At 62.3% G+C, this 17,572-nt stretch carries 12 protein-coding genes; 5 read left to right on the plus strand and 7 right to left on the minus strand.

Features of this window, described 5'->3' with window-relative positions; all coding sequences use genetic code 11:
• Window positions 1–111 precede the first annotated feature (111 nt).
• The 5 genes from EFQ99_RS20260 to EFQ99_RS20280 all read left to right on the plus strand — a co-directional run bounded on the left by EFQ99_RS20260 (window position 112) and on the right by EFQ99_RS20280 (window position 5,794).
• Window positions 112–1,365: a sarcosine oxidase subunit beta family protein gene (locus EFQ99_RS20260; protein ID WP_126923022.1), complete on the plus strand. Its 1,254-nt coding sequence runs from the start codon at window positions 112–114 to the stop codon at window positions 1,363–1,365.
• Window positions 1,366–1,474: 109 nt separating this feature from the next.
• A complete protein-coding gene (locus EFQ99_RS20265) occupies window positions 1,475–1,816 on the plus strand; it encodes a sarcosine oxidase subunit delta (RefSeq protein WP_126923023.1) in 342 nt (113 codons plus the stop codon).
• On the plus strand, window positions 1,813–4,806 hold the full coding sequence (locus EFQ99_RS20270; RefSeq protein ID WP_126923024.1) for a sarcosine oxidase subunit alpha: 2,994 nt from the start codon (window positions 1,813–1,815) through the stop codon (window positions 4,804–4,806). The genes EFQ99_RS20265 and EFQ99_RS20270 overlap by 4 nt, the downstream gene beginning before the upstream one ends.
• Window positions 4,799–5,347: a sarcosine oxidase subunit gamma gene (locus EFQ99_RS20275; protein WP_126923025.1), complete on the plus strand. Its 549-nt coding sequence runs from the start codon at window positions 4,799–4,801 to the stop codon at window positions 5,345–5,347. Before EFQ99_RS20270 ends, EFQ99_RS20275 begins: the two co-directional genes overlap by 8 nt.
• A 45-nt stretch (window positions 5,348–5,392) precedes the next feature.
• A complete protein-coding gene (locus EFQ99_RS20280; RefSeq protein WP_126923026.1) occupies window positions 5,393–5,794 on the plus strand; it encodes a VOC family protein in 402 nt (133 codons plus the stop codon).
• 14 nt (window positions 5,795–5,808) lie between these two features.
• Here EFQ99_RS20280 and EFQ99_RS20285 read toward each other — a convergent pair whose 3' ends face one another.
• The 7 genes from EFQ99_RS20285 to EFQ99_RS20315 form a co-directional block, all read right to left on the minus strand.
• Entirely contained in the window at window positions 5,809–6,297 is a 489-nt protein-coding gene (locus EFQ99_RS20285) for a MaoC family dehydratase (RefSeq protein ID WP_126923027.1), read from the minus strand.
• 91 nt (window positions 6,298–6,388) lie between these two features.
• The gene (glgX, locus tag EFQ99_RS20290; protein WP_126923028.1) at window positions 6,389–8,362 is read right to left on the minus strand and encodes a glycogen debranching protein GlgX; all 1,974 of its coding nucleotides are present in this window, start codon (window positions 8,360–8,362) and stop codon (window positions 6,389–6,391) included.
• Between the two features lie 12 nt (window positions 8,363–8,374).
• Window positions 8,375–10,006, minus strand: a complete 1,632-nt coding sequence (locus EFQ99_RS20295) for an alpha-D-glucose phosphate-specific phosphoglucomutase (RefSeq protein ID WP_126923029.1) — start codon at window positions 10,004–10,006, stop codon at window positions 8,375–8,377.
• Between the two features lie 6 nt (window positions 10,007–10,012).
• Window positions 10,013–11,455, minus strand: coding sequence for a glycogen synthase GlgA (glgA, locus tag EFQ99_RS20300; protein WP_126923030.1), 1,443 nt, complete (start codon window positions 11,453–11,455; stop codon window positions 10,013–10,015).
• A gap of 3 nt (window positions 11,456–11,458) precedes the next feature.
• Window positions 11,459–12,721 carry a glucose-1-phosphate adenylyltransferase gene (glgC, locus tag EFQ99_RS20305; protein WP_126923031.1) on the minus strand — a complete coding sequence of 421 codons (1,263 nt, stop codon included), beginning with the start codon at window positions 12,719–12,721 and terminating at the stop codon, window positions 11,459–11,461.
• A gap of 18 nt (window positions 12,722–12,739) precedes the next feature.
• Complete coding sequence (gene glgB, locus EFQ99_RS20310; protein ID WP_126923032.1) at window positions 12,740–14,947, minus strand: 1,4-alpha-glucan branching protein GlgB; 2,208 nt, start codon at window positions 14,945–14,947, stop codon at window positions 12,740–12,742.
• Window positions 14,944–17,406: a glycogen/starch/alpha-glucan phosphorylase gene (locus EFQ99_RS20315; protein ID WP_126923033.1), complete on the minus strand. Its 2,463-nt coding sequence runs from the start codon at window positions 17,404–17,406 to the stop codon at window positions 14,944–14,946. Before EFQ99_RS20315 ends, glgB begins: the two co-directional genes overlap by 4 nt.
• Between the last annotated feature and the right edge of the window lie 166 nt (window positions 17,407–17,572).

Raw genomic sequence — 17,572 nt, forward strand, 5'->3', positions numbered from 1 at the left:
GTGTCAAAAGCAGGGCTCTCGCGCGTCGCAAAAGAACCGTTGTGCCGCATTTGGATTTGCGATTTGTATGGGCGCGGAGAACAGCCCTTGCCCTATAGGAGAAGAAGGCGGATGCGGAAATATTCGGTTTTTGCCGTGGCGCGGGAGGCCCTGCGCGGCCACAGAGGCTGGGAGAAGCAGTGGACTTCGCCTGAGCCGCGCGCCGAATACGACGTCGTCATCATCGGCGCCGGCGGCCATGGTCTCGGAGCTGCCTATTATCTCGCCAAAGAGCACGGCATCACCAATGTGGCGGTAATCGAGAAGGGCTGGCTCGGCGGCGGCAATACCGGCCGCAACACCACGATCATCCGCTCGAACTATCTCTACGAAGAGAGCATGCACATCTACGAGCATTCGATGAAGCTCTGGGAAGGGCTTTCTCAGGAGCTCAACTACAATGTGATGTATTCGCCGCGCGGCGTGATGATGCTCTCGCACAATATTCACGACCAGCAGTCCTTCAAGCGGCATATCCATGCCAACCGGCTCTATGGCATCGACAACGAGTGGCTGACGCCGGAACAGGCGAAGGCCTATTGTCCGCCGCTCGACATCTCGGCCAGCGCGCGCTACCCGATTAATGGTGCAGCGCTGCAGCGGCGCGGCGGCACGGCGCGTCACGATGCGGTCGCCTGGGGTTATGCACGGGCGGCATCGGATCGTGGTGTCCATATCATCCAGAATTGCGAAGTAACGGGTATCCGGCGCGGTCCTGACGGACGGGTGACCGGGGTCGAGACCTCGCGCGGATTCATTGGCGCCAAGAAGGTCGGCGTCTCTGCAGCCGGCCACACGACGACGGTCATGAAGATGGCTGATGTACGCGTGCCGCTGCAATCGAGCCCGCTGCAGGCGCTGGTTTCCGAGCCGCTGAAGCCGATCTTCCCCTGCGTCGTCATGTCGAACACGGTGCATGCCTATATCTCCCAGTCCGACAAGGGAGAGCTCGTCATCGGCGCCGGCACCGACCAGTACAATTCCTACTCGCAGACCGGCGGGCTGCAGATCATCACCCATACGCTTGACGCCATCTGCGAGCTTTTCCCGATGTTCCGGCGCGTCAAGATGATGCGGCAATGGGGCGGCATCGTCGACAACACGCCGGATCGCTCGGCCATCCAGTCGAAGACGCCGGTTCCCGGGCTTTACGTCAATTGCGGCTGGGGCACCGGCGGCTTCAAGGCAACGCCGGGCTCGGCCAATCTCTTCGCGCATCTGATCGCCCGCGACGAGCCGCATAAGTTCAATGCCGGGCTGACGCTGGAGCGCTTCCGCAGCGGCCGGCTGATCGACGAGGCGGCGGCCGCGGCGGTGGCGCACTGATGATGAGTGCTTTCGCTCGGATGCTCGCTCCTTTCGTTGCTCACCCCCTCATCCGTCTTGCAGGCACCTTCTCTCCGCTGGGGAGAAGGGGAGGAGAAGGAATTTCCACATGCTGCTGATCCATTGCCCTTACTGCCAGGAAGAGCGCTCCGAGCTCGAATTCCGCGGCGCGGGTGACGCGCATATCGCGCGACCCACCGATATCGCTTCGATTTCAGACGAGGAATTCGAGGCCTACTTCTTTCTGCGCGACAACCCGAAAGGGCTGATCTTCGAACGTTGGCGCCATATTCACGGCTGCGGGCGCTTCTTCAATGCGGCGCGCGACACGGTCAGTGACAGGTTCATCACGACCTATAAGGCGGGTGAGCCGAGGCCGCGGATCGGCGCGGAAGCCGAGCAGCACCAGCCTGTCGAGACATACGAAGCTCTGGAAGGAGAGGCCCAATGAGCGGCGTCAACCGTATCGCCGGCAAGGGGCGCCTGACGCCGGCCAAGACCGCGCGCTTCAGCTTCGACGGTCAGACCTATGCGGCGCTTGAAGGCGATACCGTCGCCTCGGCGCTGATCGCCCACGGCGTGCATCTTCTGGGACGGTCGTTCAAATATCACCGCCCACGCGGCATTCTCTCGGCGGGCGCCGAGGAGCCGAATGCGCTGATCGACGTCGCCCGCGATGCGGCGCGCAAGCAGCCGAACGTGCGTGCGACGGTGCAGGAAGTCTTCGACGGCATGATCGTCAAGTCGCAGAACCGCTGGCCCTCGCTCGCCCGCGATGTCGGCGCCATCAACAATCTGATGTCCCCGTTCTTCGCCGCCGGTTTCTACTACAAGACCTTCATGTGGCCGCGCGCCGCCTGGAAGCATGTCTACGAACCGCTTATCCGTCGCGCCGCCGGCCTCGGCGTTGCGCCGACCGAAGGCGATCCGGATCATTATGCGAGCCGCTATGCACATTGCGACGTGCTCGTGGTCGGCGCCGGCGTTGCCGGTCTTTCGGCGGCGCTGGCCGCGGCCCAGACCGGCGCCCGGGTGATCCTCTGCGATGAGCAGGCGGAAGCCGGCGGGGCGCTGCGCTACGATGCCGGCGCCAAAATCGATGGGCAGGAAGGCTTCGCCTGGGCGCAGAAGGCCGTGGCGCAGCTGAAGGCGATGGACAATGTCGAAGTGCTGCTGCGCACGACTGCCTTCGGCTACTACAACCACAATTTCGTCGGCCTTGCCGAACGCGTCACCGATCATCTCGCCAACCCCTCCCATGATCTTCCGCGCGAGCGGCTCTGGCAGGTCCGGGCTAAGCGGGTGATCCTCGCCAACGGCGCGATCGAACGGCACATGGTGTTCCCGAACAACGACCGGCCGGGCATCATGCTGGCCTCGGCGGCGCGGACCTATCTCAACCATTACGGCGTTGCCGTCGGCAAGAATGTCGGCATCTATACGGCGCATGACTCGGCTTACGAGGCGGCTTTCGACCTGAAGCGGGCTGGCGTTTCGATCGCCGCCATCGTCGATGTCAGGCAGGCTCCGGGTGCGGCGGTGCTGGCAGAGGCGCGCGCGCTCGGCATTGATGTCCTCGTCGGCCAGTCGGTCGTCAACACGGCAGGGCGGCTGCGCATCTCATCGATGACGGTGGCGCGCAACGGTGGCGGTTCGTCGCGCAAGATCGCGGTCGATGCGCTGCTGGTTTCGGCCGGCTGGACGCCGTCCGTCCATCTGTTCTCGCAGTCGCGCGGCAAGGTGGCATTCGATGCCGAAAGCCAGCGCTTCCTGCCCGGAACCTACGCGCAGGACTGCCTCTCGGTCGGCGCCTGCAATGGTACCGACGACCTGCAGCGGACGATCGAGGAATCACTTGCCGCGGGCGAGCTGATGGCGAAGGCCAGCGGCAAGAGCGGTGGCGAGAAGATCGCGCTCTCGGGTGAGCAGGCCTATGAGTGGACCGGCGGTATGATCGGCGCTGCCGAAGGCGCCGGGCCGAAGACGAACGCCAAGGCCTTCATCGATTTCCAGCACGACGTCTGTGCCAAGGATATCCGCCTTGCGGTGCGCGAAGGCATGCATTCGATCGAGCATATCAAGCGTTTCACGACGAACGGTATGGCTTCGGACCAGGGCAAGCTTTCCAACATGCACGGCCTGGCGATCGCCGCCGAAATGCTGGGTAAGGAAATCCCCCAGGTCGGGCTCACCACCTTCCGCGCGCCCTATACCCCTGTCAGCTACGGCACGCTGGTCGGCCATTCGCGCGGTGAACTGTTCGATCCGACACGCAAGACGCCGCTGCACGCCTGGGAAGAAGCCCACGGCGCAGTCTTCGAAGATGTCGGCAACTGGAAACGCGCCTGGTTCTATCCCCGGGCCGGCGAGACCATGCATCAGGCGGTCGCGCGCGAATGCCGGACGGCACGCGAGTCGGCGGGCATCTTCGACGCTTCGACGCTCGGCAAGATCGAGGTGGTGGGACCGGATGCGGCGAAATTCCTCAACCTTATCTATACGAATGCCTGGGACACGCTGAAGCCCGGCAAGGCCCGTTACGGCATCATGACGCGCGAGGACGGCTTCGTTTACGATGACGGCGTCGTCGGACGTCTGGCAGAGGACCGTTTCCATGTGACGACGACGACCGGAGGCGCGCCGCGCGTTCTCCATCACATGGAGGACTACCTGCAGACGGAATTCCCGGATCTGAAGGTATGGCTCACCTCGGTGACCGAACAATGGGCCGTCATCGCCGTGCAGGGGCCGAAGGCGCGCGAGATCGTCGCGCCGCTGGTCGAAGGGGTCGACCTTTCGAACGAAGCCTTCCCGCATATGAGCGTTGCCGAGTGCTCGGTTTGCGGCGTGCCGGCGCGGCTCTTCCGCGTCTCCTTCACCGGCGAAATCGGTTTCGAAATCAACGTGCCGGCCGACTACGGCCAGTCGGTGCTCGAAGCCGTCTGGGCCAATGCCGAACCGCTCGGCGCTTGCGTCTACGGCACAGAGACAATGCACGTCCTTCGCGCCGAGAAGGGCTACATTATCGTCGGCCAGGATACTGACGGCACCGTGACCCCCGATGACGCCGGCGTTGCCTGGGCGGTTTCCAAGAAAAAGAAGGATTTCGTCGGCATTCGCGGGCTCCAGCGGCCGGACCTCGTCAAGGAGGGACGTAAGCAGCTCGTCGGTCTCGTCACCAAGGATCCGAAGCTGGTACTCGAAGAGGGCTCGCAGGTCGTTGCCAACCCGAATGAGCCCAAGCCGATGACCATGCTCGGTCACGTCACCTCGGCCTACTGGTCCGAAAGTTGCGGCAGGTCGATCGCCTTCGCGCTTGTCGCCGGCGGTCGGGCGCGGATGGGCGAGACGCTCTACGTGCCGATGCCGGACCGGACGATCGCCGTTGAAGTGACGGATCTGGTGTTCTTTGACAAGGAAGGAGGCCGCATCCATGGCTGATGTCGCAATTCGCAGGCCGGTGCTTGACGGCCGTCTCGGCGGCTCCGCAAACGTGCGGCTCACGGTGGCCCCGGTCGCGAGCCGGGTGGCGCTGCGCGCGCCGGCGGAATCGCTTAAAGCACTTTCCTCCGCGCTCGGCTTGTCCGTGCCGACCGCGCCGAAGACATCGAGCCGGGCCGGTGCCCGATCGGTACTCTGGATCGGGCCGGATGAGTGGCTGGTGATCGATGAGGCCGGCGCCGATCTGATGGCAGTATTTGCTGGCGCCGGAGTGCTGCATTCGGCGACCGACGTTTCCCATCGCAATGTCGCGATCATCGTCTCGGGACCTGGTGCGGAGAATACGCTTTCGGCCGGTTGCCCGCAGGATCTGTCGCTGTTTTCCTTCCCGGTCGGCGCCGCATCGCGCACGATCTTCGGCAAGGCGGAGATCGTGCTGTTGCGCACCGAAGAGGACACGTTCCGGGTCGAGTGCTGGCGGTCGTTTTCGGACTTCGTCTTCGGGTTGCTGGCCGAAGCGGCCGGTGATGCGGGACATTGAGGCCGGGGCAATTCCTGCATAGCACTCTGTTCAAGGGATAGGCGAATGCTGCATCACGCTTCCCTCGGCGTTTCCGATATCGAACGGTCGGCGGCATTTTACGATGCCGCCCTTGCCGCGCTCGGGTATGTCAGGGTCTGGGACGACATCAGGCCTGGGCAAACAGACCAGGCGGTCGGCTACGGTCCTCCCGGCGGCGGAGACAAGCTGGCGATCAAGCATCGGCCTAAGGGCCAACGTCCTCCCGGCCCGGGTTTTCATCTGGCTTTTGCCGCGCCGAGCCGCGCGGCGGTCGATCGATTTCATGCGGCGGCCATTGCGCATGGCGGCCGTGACAATGGCGGTCCTGGTCTGCGGCTCGATTACGGCGAGCATTATTATGCCGCCTTCGTCATCGATCCGGACGGACACGCTCTCGAAGCGGTGATCAATTCGCCGGAGGAATAAGAGCCGCGTTTGGCTTACGCGTCCTCGGGGCGGTCCTTCGGATCGAACTGAATGATGGTGATCCATTTTGCCGTCAGGGCGGGCTTCTTCTCGTTTTCGATTTCGATGGTCACGTCATAGGTGGTCATCAGCATGCCGCCGCCGCGAAAGCGTGCCTCGGAGAGCAGGAAGCGGCCGCGCACGCGGGCGCCGCTCTTTACCGGCGTCATGAAGCGGACGCGATCGAAGCCATAATTGATGCCCATGGTCTGCTCGCGCACTCTGGGCAGGCAGTTGTAATTCATCGTCGACAAGAGAGACAATGTCAGGAAGCCATGAGCAATGGTGCCGCCGAAGGGGCTCTCGGCCGCCGCGCGCTCCGGATCGACGTGAATGAACTGATGGTCGTCGGTCGCTCCTGCAAAGGCGTCGATCATCGTCTGATCGACGGTGATCCAATCCGAAAGGCCCGTTTCCATGCCGATCAATCCCCGCACGTCGGAGAGTGAAATTTCCATGCCCATGCATTCCTCGTGAGATAAGCGCGCCGCTTCAAAGCCTTATCGTGCATTTATGACGATTGCGACAAGGATTCGGCCAGGCGGGCCGAGGGGGTCATTTTTCTACGAAAAAGGCGACGGAGCGTGGCTCGACGGTAACGCCGGCGCCAGCTTTTTTCGTTCCCTCCGGCGTCAACTGCCGCCAGGCCGCCTCGCCTTCCGAGGGAAGCGTGAAGATCTGGCGGCTGTCGGAGCGGTTGAAGAGCACGGCAAGGCGGGTCTGCCCGCCCCGGGAGGAGCGGTCGCCTGTTATAAGCAGCATGCCGAGGGTCGAGAGCGACGGCGTCTCCCATTCGGCGACGGTCATCGCTTCGCCGGAGAGCGAAATCCATTCGACATCTCCATTTCCGGAGAGGAAGCCGGCTTCCGAAAAGACGGTGAAGCGGCGGCGCAGCCCTGACACGAAGGCGGTGTGGGCGACGAGATCTTCGTTCAGCGCCTTCCAGTCCAGCCAAGTGATCTCGTTATCCTGGCAATAGGCGTTATTGTTGCCGTGCTGGCTGCGGCCGCCTTCATCGCCCGCCGTCAGCATGATGCTGCCGCGCGTGGCAAAGAGCGTTGATATCAGCGCCATCACGTCGCTGACTCGGCGCCTGCGGATCGTGGGATAGAGGGTTTCGCCCTCGACGCCGTTGTTCCAGGAATGGTTCTCGTTGTGGCCGTCGCGATTGTGTTCGCCATTGGCGTCATTGTGCTTGGCGGCGTAGGAGACGAGGTCGATCAGCGTGAAGCCGTCATGGGCGGCGAGGAAATTGACGCTGCGCGTGCCCGTGCCGTCGTTGCGGGAGAAAATGTCGGAGGAGCCGGCAAGCGCTGTCGCGAGCGCGCCGGTCTTCCAGTGGTCGCCGCGCCAGTAGCAGCGCAGGTCGTCGCGAACCCGGTCGTTCCATTCGAGGAAGGGGCTGGGGAAATTGCCGAGTTGATAACCGCCCGGGCCGATATCCCAGGGTTCGGCGATCATGATGCGGTCGGCAAGCACATCGTCGGCCAGGATCGCGGCAAGTGTTCCATCGCGCTCGAAGCCCGTGGCGGTGCGGCCGAGCACCGGGGCGAGATCGAAGCGAAAACCGTCGACGCCAGCGTGGAGTACGAAGTGGCGCAGGCTGTCGATGACGAGGCGCCGGACCTCGGGGTGATCACAGGCGATGGTATTGCCGGTGCCGGTATCGTTGATGAGTTCGCCGGGACTGTTCTGAGCGTGACGGTAATAGTGCAGGTTGTCGAGGCCGCGCAGCGACAGCGTTGCGCCATAGCGATCACTCTCGCCGGTATGATTGAAGACGAGGTCGAGAATGACCGCGATCCCTTCGGCGTGGAGAGCCGCGACCGTTTCGCGCAGTTCCGCCATGCCGCCGGGAACAAGTCGCGGGTCGAGCGCCATCAGGCCGACGGGATTGTAGCCCCAGCCGTTGGTGAGGCCAAGCGGCGGCAGATGGCGTTCGTCGATCCAGGCGGTGATCGGCATCAGCTCGACGGCATCGACGCCGATCCGTTTCAGGTGCGCGACGACGGAGGGATGGGCAAGGGCTGCGACCGTGCCACGCTGGGCTTCCGGCACATCGGGGTGGAGAATGGTGAAGGGCCGCACCGCCACTTCATAAATGAAGCCGCCCGGTTTGAAGCGCGGCTTGCCGATTGCGGCTCTGATATCGGTGGTGACAATCGCCTTCGGCATCAGATCCTGGCTGTCCTCGCCATAGATGCCGAGGCGGGGATCGTAGCGGAACGGCCGGTCTATTTCCTTGGTGTAAGGGTCGATCAGCAGTTTGGAGGGATCGAACCAGAGGCCGTTGTCGGGCGCATAGATACCGTCGGCGCGGTAGCCGTAGCGAGCGCCTTGCCTCAGACCGTCGACGAAAAGGCGATGGATATGATTGCTGTCGCGCGCCATCGGCAGGCGTGCGAACTCCCTGTTGCCGTCATCCTCAAAGAGGCAGAGTTCGATCTGTGCGGCATGATGCGACCACGCGGCAAATTCGACGCCGGTCTCGAAGACGATCGCGCCGCGCGCCGAATTGCTATCCCGCATGGTCCCCCCGGATCAGGTGATCACGGTTGGCTCATCGCGTCCCGTGCGCTCACGAATGCTGGCAATGCTTTCGGCGGCCGCGATCAGATCGGCGAGCGCTTCCTGCGTTTCGATGTTGTGGCGAGTCGAATCCGGCTCGTAGCGTTCGATATAGACACGCAAGGTTGCGCCAGACGTGCCGGTGCCGGATAGGCGGAAGACGACGCGGGAGCCGCCCGCAAAGAGCACGCGGATGCCCTGATGCTCGCTCACCGACTTGTCGATCGGATCGTGATAGGCGAAGTCGTCAGCCTTCTCGACCTTCAGGTTGCCGAAGCTTTTGCCGGGAAGCGAGGAAAGCTGGCTGCGGAGATTGTCCACCAGGCCGTTCGCCGCATCGGTATCGAGGCCTTCGTAATCGTGACGTGAATAGTAGTTGCGGCCGTAGGTCTGCCAGTGCTGGGTGACGATATCGGCGACGCTCTCGCCGCGCACGGCAAGGATGTTCAGCCACAGCAGCACGGCCCAGAGGCCGTCCTTTTCGCGCACGTGATTGGAGCCCGTGCCGGAGCTTTCCTCGCCGCAGATCGTCGCCATACCGGCGTCGAGCAGGTTGCCGAAGAACTTCCAGCCGGTCGGCGTTTCGTACATGCCGATGCCGCGCTTTTCGGCGACACGGTCGGCCGCACCCGATGTCGGCATCGAGCGGGCGATGCCGGCGAGGCCGCCGGAATAGCCGGGGACGAGATTGGCATTGGCGGCAAGGATCGCCAGGCTGTCGGAGGGCGTCACGAAGATGCCGCGGCCGATGATGAGGTTGCGATCGCCGTCGCCGTCGGAGGCAGCGCCGAAATCGGGCGCGTCGTCGCCCATCATCTCATCGAAGAGTTCCTTACAGTGAACCGGGTTCGGATCGGGATGATGGCCGCCGAAATCCGGCAACGGCATGAAGTTGCGCACCGACCCTGAGGGCGCGCCGAGGCGATTTTCGAAAATTTCCTTGGCGTAAGGGCCGGTGACGGCGCTCATGCCGTCGAAAGCGATGCGGAAGCCGAGGCTGACCAGATTGCGGATAGCGCCGAAATCGAACAGCTCTTCCATCAGCGCGGCATAATCCTCGACCGGGTCGATGACCGACAGGATCATGCCGCCGGGAAGCTCGTCCTTGCCGATGCGGTCGAGATTGACGTCGGCGAAATCGGCGATCTTGTAGCTGTCGATCGTCTTGGAGCGCGCATAGATCGCGTCGGTGATCTTTTCCGGCGCCGGGCCGCCATTGTTGATGTTGTACTTGATGCCGAAATCTTCGGTCGGGCCGCCGGGATTGTGGCTGGCCGAGAGTATGATGCCGCCGAAGGCCTTGTATTTGCGGATGATATGGGATGCGGCCGGCGTCGACAGAATGCCGCCCTTGCCGACCATGACCTTGCCGAAGCCGTTGGCGGCAGCCATCTTGACCGCCTTCTGGATGACTTCGCGATTGTAGTAACGTCCGTCGCCGCCGATGACGAGGCACTTGCCCTGATAACCTTCAAGCGAATCGAAGATCGACTGGATGAAGTTCTCCGCATAGTTCGGCTGCTGGAAGACCGGAACCTTCTTGCGCAGACCCGACGTGCCGGGTTTCTGGTCGAGATAGGGCGTGGTGGGTACGGACTTGTTCATTTTAGGTCACATGCCTTTCGAGACGAGGCTTGAATAGAGGGCAGCGTAGCGTTCGGCGCTCTTCTCCCAGGAGACATCCGATTTCATGCCTTGCTTTTGCAATTGGGTCCAGAGTTTTCGGTCCGCATAAAGATGCATCGCACGGCGGATTGCCTGTAGCATGCCCGCTTCGGTTATGGGCGCAAATTGTATGCCGGTTGCCACTTTCGCTGCAAGTGCGGCGTGATTGGCGTCGATGACGGTGTCGTTGAGCCCGCCGGTACGCGCGACGATCGGCACGCAGCCGTAGCGCAGGCCGTAAAGCTGCGTGAGACCGCAGGGTTCGAAGCGCGAGGGAATGATGATCGCGTCGCAGCCGGCCTGCATCAGGTGCGACATCGGCTCGTTATAGCCGATCGAGACGCCGATGCGTCCGGGATGCCGGGTGGCGGAGGCAAGCAGCGCGCCTTCAAGGGCCGCTTCACCGGAGCCGAGAACGACAAGTTTGCCGCCCATGGCGACGATTTCGTCGGCGACGTTTGCGACGAGATCCATGCCCTTCTGCCAGGTGAGCCGGCTGATGACGCAGAAGATCGGGGCATCGTCATTATCGAGGTGGAAGAATTCGGCGATCGACCGGCGGTTCTCTTCGCGGTTCTTCAGCGTCGTCGGGCCATAATGGGTGTGGACGACGGGATCGGTCGCCGGGTTCCAGATATCGGTGTCGATGCCGTTGACGATGCCGGAGAGATTATCGATGCGGCTGGCGATGACGCCTTCGAGCCCCATGCCGAATTCAGCTGTCAGGATTTCATCGGCATAGGAGGGGCTGACTGTCGTGACCGCATGGGCGGTCTGCAGGCCGCCCTTGAGGAAGCCGATAGTGCCGTAATATTCGATGCCGTCGAGGGCGAAGGCGTGATCGGGCAGCTGCAGGCCGGGAAAGATTTCGCGGCCGAACTGGCCCTGAAAGGCGATGTTGTGGATGGTCAGCACGCTCGGCAGTTCCGGCGTCGGATAGTAGCGCATATAGACCGACGTCAGCGCTGCCTGCCAGTCATGAGTGTGGACGAGATCCGGTTGCCATCCGGGCAGCAGGCCGGCGGCGATCTCGGATGCGGCGAGCGAAAGAGCTGCGAAACGACGCCAGTTGTCGGGAAAATCCTTGCCGAGCGGATCGAGATAGGGGCCGCCCGGCCTGTCGTAATAGGCGGGCGCATCGAGGACCAAGAGATCCAGGCCCTCGTGCTGAACTTCCAGAACGGTTGCCCGCTCACCGAGCAGGTCGGGAAATTCAAGCCTTATGACGGGATCGCGAATGACCTTCATGACGGCGGGATAGCCGGGCAGAAGGGTCTTGGTCTCGATCCCGAAAGCATTCAGAGCGATGGGCAGGGCGCCGGACACATCTGCCAGGCCCCCTGTCTTGATCAAAGGGAAGACTTCGGACGAAACCGAAAGAACTTTCATAAGTCAGATATCCAGCTTGTCGATCATCGGTTGCGTGATCAGGCAGATGCCGCTTTCCGTCCGACGAAAGCGTTTAGCATCGAGCTCGGGATCCTCGCCGACGACAAGGCCTTCCGGAATGACGACACCATGGTCGATCACCACGTTCTTGAGCTGGGCGCGCCGTCCGATCTTCACGTTCGGCAGGATGACCGCCCCTTCCAGCTTGGAAAAGGAATTGGCCCTGACACCGGTGAAGAGCAGGCTCTTGTTGAGGCTGGCGCCCGAGATGATGCAGTCGCCTGACACAACGGAGGAGGTGGCCGAGCCGCGGCGGTCTTCGTCGTCATGCACGAATTTCGCCGGCGGTGTGATCTCGGCATAGGTCCAGATCGGCCACGACTTGTCGTAGATATCGAGCTCCGGCACGATCGCCGTCAGGTCGATATTGGCCTGCCAGTAGGCATCGATCGTGCCGACGTCGCGCCAATAGGGCTCGTGCTCGAAATCGGAGCGGACACAGGATTTGGCGAAGCGGTGAGCGACCGCCTTACCGTTCTTGACGATATAGGGGATGATGTCCTTGCCGAAGTCGCGGCTCGAGTTCGGATCGGCGGCGTCGCGGCGCAGCGCGTCGAGCAGGAACTTGGTGTGGAAGACGTAGATGCCCATCGAGGCGAGCGCGAAATCGGGCTTGTCGGGAATGGGCGGCGGGTCGGCGGGCTTCTCGACGAAGGCGATGATATTATCCTTTTGGTCGACATGCATGACGCCGAAGCCCACCGCTTCCATGCGCGGCACTTCCAGGCAGCCGATGGTGACGTCGGCGCCGGAGTCGACGTGCTGCTGCAGCATCCACTCGTAGTCCATCTTGTAGACATGGTCGCCAGCGAGGATGACCATGTATTCGACGCCGTAGTCCTCGATAATATCGATGTTCTGATAGACGGCATCGGCGGTGCCTTCGTACCATTGCGTCTCGGAGACGCGCTGGCTGGCGGGCAGGATGTCGAAGCTCTCATTGCGCTCCGGGCGGAAGAAGTTCCAGCCGCGCTGCATGTGCCGGATCAGCGAATGCGCCTTGTACTGCGTGGCGACGCCGATGCGGCGGATACCCGAGTTCAACGCGTTCGACAAAGCGAAATCGATGATGCGCGCCTTGCCGCCGAAATAGACGGCGGGCTTGGCACGCCGGTCGGTGAGTTCCTTGAGACGGCTCCCCCTGCCGCCCGCCAGAACATAGGCCATTGCATCGCGGGCAAGTGGCTGAATACGCTTTTCTACCATTTTCTCCTCCCACCAGTCTTAATTTTCAGGTTCAAGCATGATTGTCGCCAAAGGCGGCAGCGTGATCGAGCAGGTGATGTCGCCGCCGGCATTGACGGCCTGCACGCGCCCGCCATTGCCTTTGCCGCTGCCGCCATAGATGTCGGCATCGGTATTCAGGATCTCCCGCCAGCGGCCTGCGGACGGCAGACGGATCGAGTAGTTCTCGCGATAGACAGGAGTGAAGTTGGTGATGACGGCGACGGGCTTCTGGCCGGGCGCCTTGCGCAGCCAGGCAAAGACGGAATTCTCACCGTCGTCGGCCACCAGCCATTCGAAGCCGTCGCCCTCGCAGTCACGCTCATGCAGAGCCGGTTTGCTGCGGTAGGTGAAATTGAGGTCGCGCACCAGGCGGCGCATGCCCTCGTGCATACGGTACTGAAGCAGATTCCAGTCGAGCGACTTCTCCTCGCTCCACTCGCTCCACTGGGCGAATTCCTGGCCCATGAACAAGAGCTTCTTGCCGGGATAACCCCACATATAGGCGTAGTAGGCGCGCAGATTGGCGAATTTCTGCCAGTCGTCGCCCGGCATCTTGGCAATCAGCGAGCCTTTTCCGTGGACGACCTCATCATGCGACAGGGGCAGGACGAAGTTCTCCGAATAGGCGTAGAGCAGGCCGAAGGTGAGCTCGTTGTGATGGTGCTTGCGGTGCACGGGATCGCGGCTCATGTAGCTCAGCGTATCGTGCATGAAGCCCATGTTCCACTTGAAGCCGAAGCCGAGGCCGCCTTCATGCACGGGCTGCGAGACCTTCGGCCAGGAGGTCGATTCCTCGGCGATGGTCATGACGTTTGGATGCTGGCCGTAGATGCGGATATTGAGATCCTGCAGGAAGCGGACGGCTTCGAGGTTCTCGTTGCCGCCATATTCGTTCGGGATCCATTCGCCGTGCTTGCGGGAATAATCGAGATAGAGCATCGAGGCGACGGCATCGACGCGCAGGCCGTCGAGATGGAACTTCTCGGCCCAGTAGAGGGCATTGTTGACGAGATAGGAGACGACCTCGGTGCGGCCGAAATTATAGATCGCCGTGTTCCAGTCGGGATGGAAGCCCTTGCGCGGGTCTTCGTGCTCGTAGAGCGCCGTCCCGTCGAACCAGCCGAGGCCGTGTTCGTCGGTCGGGAAATGCGCCGGCACCCAGTCGAGGATGACGCCGATGCCGACCTTATGGCAGCCGTTGACGAAACGGGCAAAACCCTCCGGTTCGCCGAAGCGGGCCGTCGGCGCGTAAAGGCCGGTCGTCTGATAGCCCCAGGAAGGGTCGTAGGGATGCTCGGTGATCGGCAGGAATTCGATATGGGTGAAGCCCATGTCGACGCAGTAGGGGATGAGGCTGGAGGCGAGTTCGTCCCAGGAGGGCATGGTTCCGTCCGGCCGACGCTGCCAGGAGGCGGCGTGTACCTCGTAGATCGAGATCGGCTGGCGGCGCTTGTCGGTCTCGCGCCAGTGCTTCAGATGGGCTTCGTCCTCCCAGACCTGCTCCAGCTCGGCGGCGGCGACGGAGGCGGTTTTCGGCCTGAGCTCGCTGCGGCGGGCGAAGGGATCGGCCTTCAGCGGCAGCAACACGCCGTCGTGGCCGCGGATCTCGAACTTGTAGGCAACGCCAAGCGGTACGTCAGGGGCGAAAATCTCCCAGATGCCGCTGTCGGCGCGGAAGCGCATGACATGGCGACGGCCGTCCCAGTTGTTGAAATCGCCGACGACGGAGACGCGCTGCGCATTCGGCGCCCAGACGGCGAAGTGGATACCCTGGGCGCCGTCATGTTTGATGAGATGGGCGCCCATCTTGTCGAACAGTCGCAGATGCGAGCCTTCGCGGGCATAGTAGTCGTCCATCGGCCCGAGCACCGGACCGAAGCTGTAGGGATCGGTCACCGCCCATTCGGAATCGCCGCGCCGGGCGCGGTAACGCACCGGTTGCAGCTTGGTGAGTGAAACCGGGCCGGCGAAGAAGCCGTCGGCATGGAGCTGTTTCAGTTCGCCGATGACGCCGCCGTCGAGCGTCATGGCGGTCACTTCCTCAGCGCCCGGAATGAAGCACCGGGCGACGAAAGCGTCGCCGGCCGGGTGCACGCCTAGGACGGCAAAAGGATTGGAATGCGAGCCGGCAAGGATCGCCGTGATTTCATCTGCCGAAATTTCCCAGGAAAGCTTTACTTCAGGGACTGCTTTCGGCGTTTTCATCCGGCTCTCCAGATTTCGTCTGCATATTGCCTGATCGTACGGTCGGAAGAGAACCAGCCCATCCGCGCCGTATTGTTGATCGTCTTGGTGTACCAGGCGGACTGGTTGGTCCAGATCTGGTCGACTTCGCGCTGGGCCTGGGCATAGGCGTCGAAATCGGCGGCGACCATGAACCAGTCGTGCGAATAGATGCCGTCGATCAGCGCGGTGTAGCGGTTGCGGTCATCGGGCGAGAAGACGCCGGAACCGATGGCGGAAAGCGCCTGCGCGAGTTCGCGCGAGCCCTCGATGATGGCGCGGGGATTGTGGCCATCACTGCGGACCTTCGACACTTCGTCGGCCGTAAGGCCAAAGATGACGATGTTGTCTGCGCCGACATTGTCGCGCATCTCGACATTGGCGCCGTCAAGCGTGCCGATCGTCAGCGCGCCGTTCAGGCCGAACTTCATGTTGCCGGTGCCTGATGCTTCCATGCCTGCGGTCGAGATCTGCTCGGAGAGATCGGCGGCCGGAACCATGACTTCGGCAAGCGACACATTGTAGTTCGGTACGAAGACGACCTTCAGCAGGCCGCGTACCGACGGATCGTTGTTGATCGTACGAGCGACGTCATTGATCAGCTTGATGATGAGCTTGGCGTTGTAATAACTCGGCGCCGCCTTACCGGCGAAGAGTTTCACGCGCGGCACCCAGTCGAGTTCGGGATGCGAGCGGATCTGATCGTAAAGGGCGACGGCCTCGATGATGTTCAGCAGCTGGCGCTTGTACTCATGGATGCGCTTGATCTGGATGTCGAACATTGCCGACGGATCGAGTTTGACGCCCATGCGGCTGGCGACGAGGTTGGAGAGCGCCACCTTGTTGGCGCGCTTGACCGCCGCGAATTTCTGCTGGAAAGCCGGATCGGAAGAATGCACGTCGAGGGCGCGCAGCTTTTCGGCATCATCGAGGAATTCGTCGCCGATCGCCTCGCGGATCAATCCGGTGAGGCCAGGATTGCACTGCTGCAGCCAGCGGCGCGGCGTGATGCCGTTGGTCTTGTTGTTGATGCGGTCGGGATAGAGCTTGTGCAGGTCGGCGAAGACCGTCACCTTCATCAGATCGGTGTGCAGGGCCGAGACGCCGTTGATCGAATGCGAGCCGACGAAAGCGAGATTGCCCATGCGCACGCGGCGGTCACCACTCTCCTCGATCAGCGAGATCGAGCGGATTTCCCCATCGGAGAAGTTCTTGCCCTTGCGGGCGTCGAGCAGGATCTTGGCGTTGATTGCATAGACGATCTGCATGTGGCGCGGCAGCAGTCGCTCGAACAGCGGCACCGGCCAGCTTTCCAGCGCTTCGGGCAGAAGCGTGTGATTGGTGTAGGAGAAGGTGCGGCGGGTGATATCCCAGGCCTGCTCGAAATCCATGCCGTGCACGTCGCAGAGGAGGCGCACGAGTTCGGCCACCGAGACGGCGGGATGGGTGTCGTTCAGCTGGATCGCCACCTTGTCTGGCAACGAGGTAAAATCATCATATTGCTGCAGGTGGCGGCGCAGGATGTCCTGCAGCGAGGCGGACGAGAAGAAGAATTCCTGGCGCAGGCGCAGCTCCTGGCCGGCGGGCGTGGCATCGGCGGGATAAAGAACCCGGGTCAGGCTTTCGGCCTTGTTGCTTTCGCGCAGCGCCCCGATGTGGTCGCCGGCGTTGAAGGCGTCGAGCAGAATCGGGTCGATCGGTTGCGCCGACCAAAGGCGCAGCGTGTTGACGCGCTTGCCGCGCCAGCCGACCGCCGGCGTGTCGAAGGCGGCGGCAATGACGCGCTCGGCCGGTTTCCAGACATAGCGCGGCTGGTCGTCATGGGTGGTGATGAATTCGACCGCGCCGCCGAAGCCGATTTCGTAGGAACTCTCGCGGCGCTCGAATTCCCAGGGATTGCCGTGAGCGAGCCAGTTTTCCGGCAGTTCCACCTGCCAGCCGTCAGCCATCTGCTGGCGGAATAAGCCGTGGACATAGCGGATGCCGTAGCCATAGGCGGGCACGTTCACAGTTGCCATGCTTTCCATGAAACAGGCGGCCAGACGGCCGAGGCCGCCGTTGCCGAGTGCGGCATCCGGCTCAAGGCCGGCGATGACGTTGACATCGACGCCGAGCGAGGCGAGCGCATCGCGCACCTCCTCCATCAGGCCGAGGTTCGAGACGGCGTCGCGCATCAGGCGGCCGATCAGGAATTCGAGGGATAGATAATAGACGCGCTTGGCGCCGGTCGCATAAACCTCGCGGGTGGAAGCCATCCATTTGTCGATGATACGGTCGCGCACCACCAGGATCGTCGCGGTCAGCCAGTCATGCGGCTTTGCCACCTTGGCGTCCTTGCCGATGCGGTAGGTCAGGCGTTCGATGATTTCTTCGGCGAGAATTTCCGGCTTTGAGCTGCGCGGGGCGGGGGAGGGGATAACCGGCTTGGAAACGGTATTCATGGTCAGATCTCGCCAATTTTAATTTGGTTTCAGGATGTTATGCCTGATTTAATCGATTTGTCGCCTGTACTCCGACAGTTTATGCATCGTTAGGAAGCACTTGCAACAAAGGATTTGGACAAACGAAAAATTTGCGAAAGCTTCATATTCACGAGACTCGAGGGTA

It is taken from the genome of Rhizobium vallis (assembly GCF_003985155.1).
Lineage (GTDB): Bacteria > Pseudomonadota > Alphaproteobacteria > Rhizobiales > Rhizobiaceae > Rhizobium > Rhizobium vallis.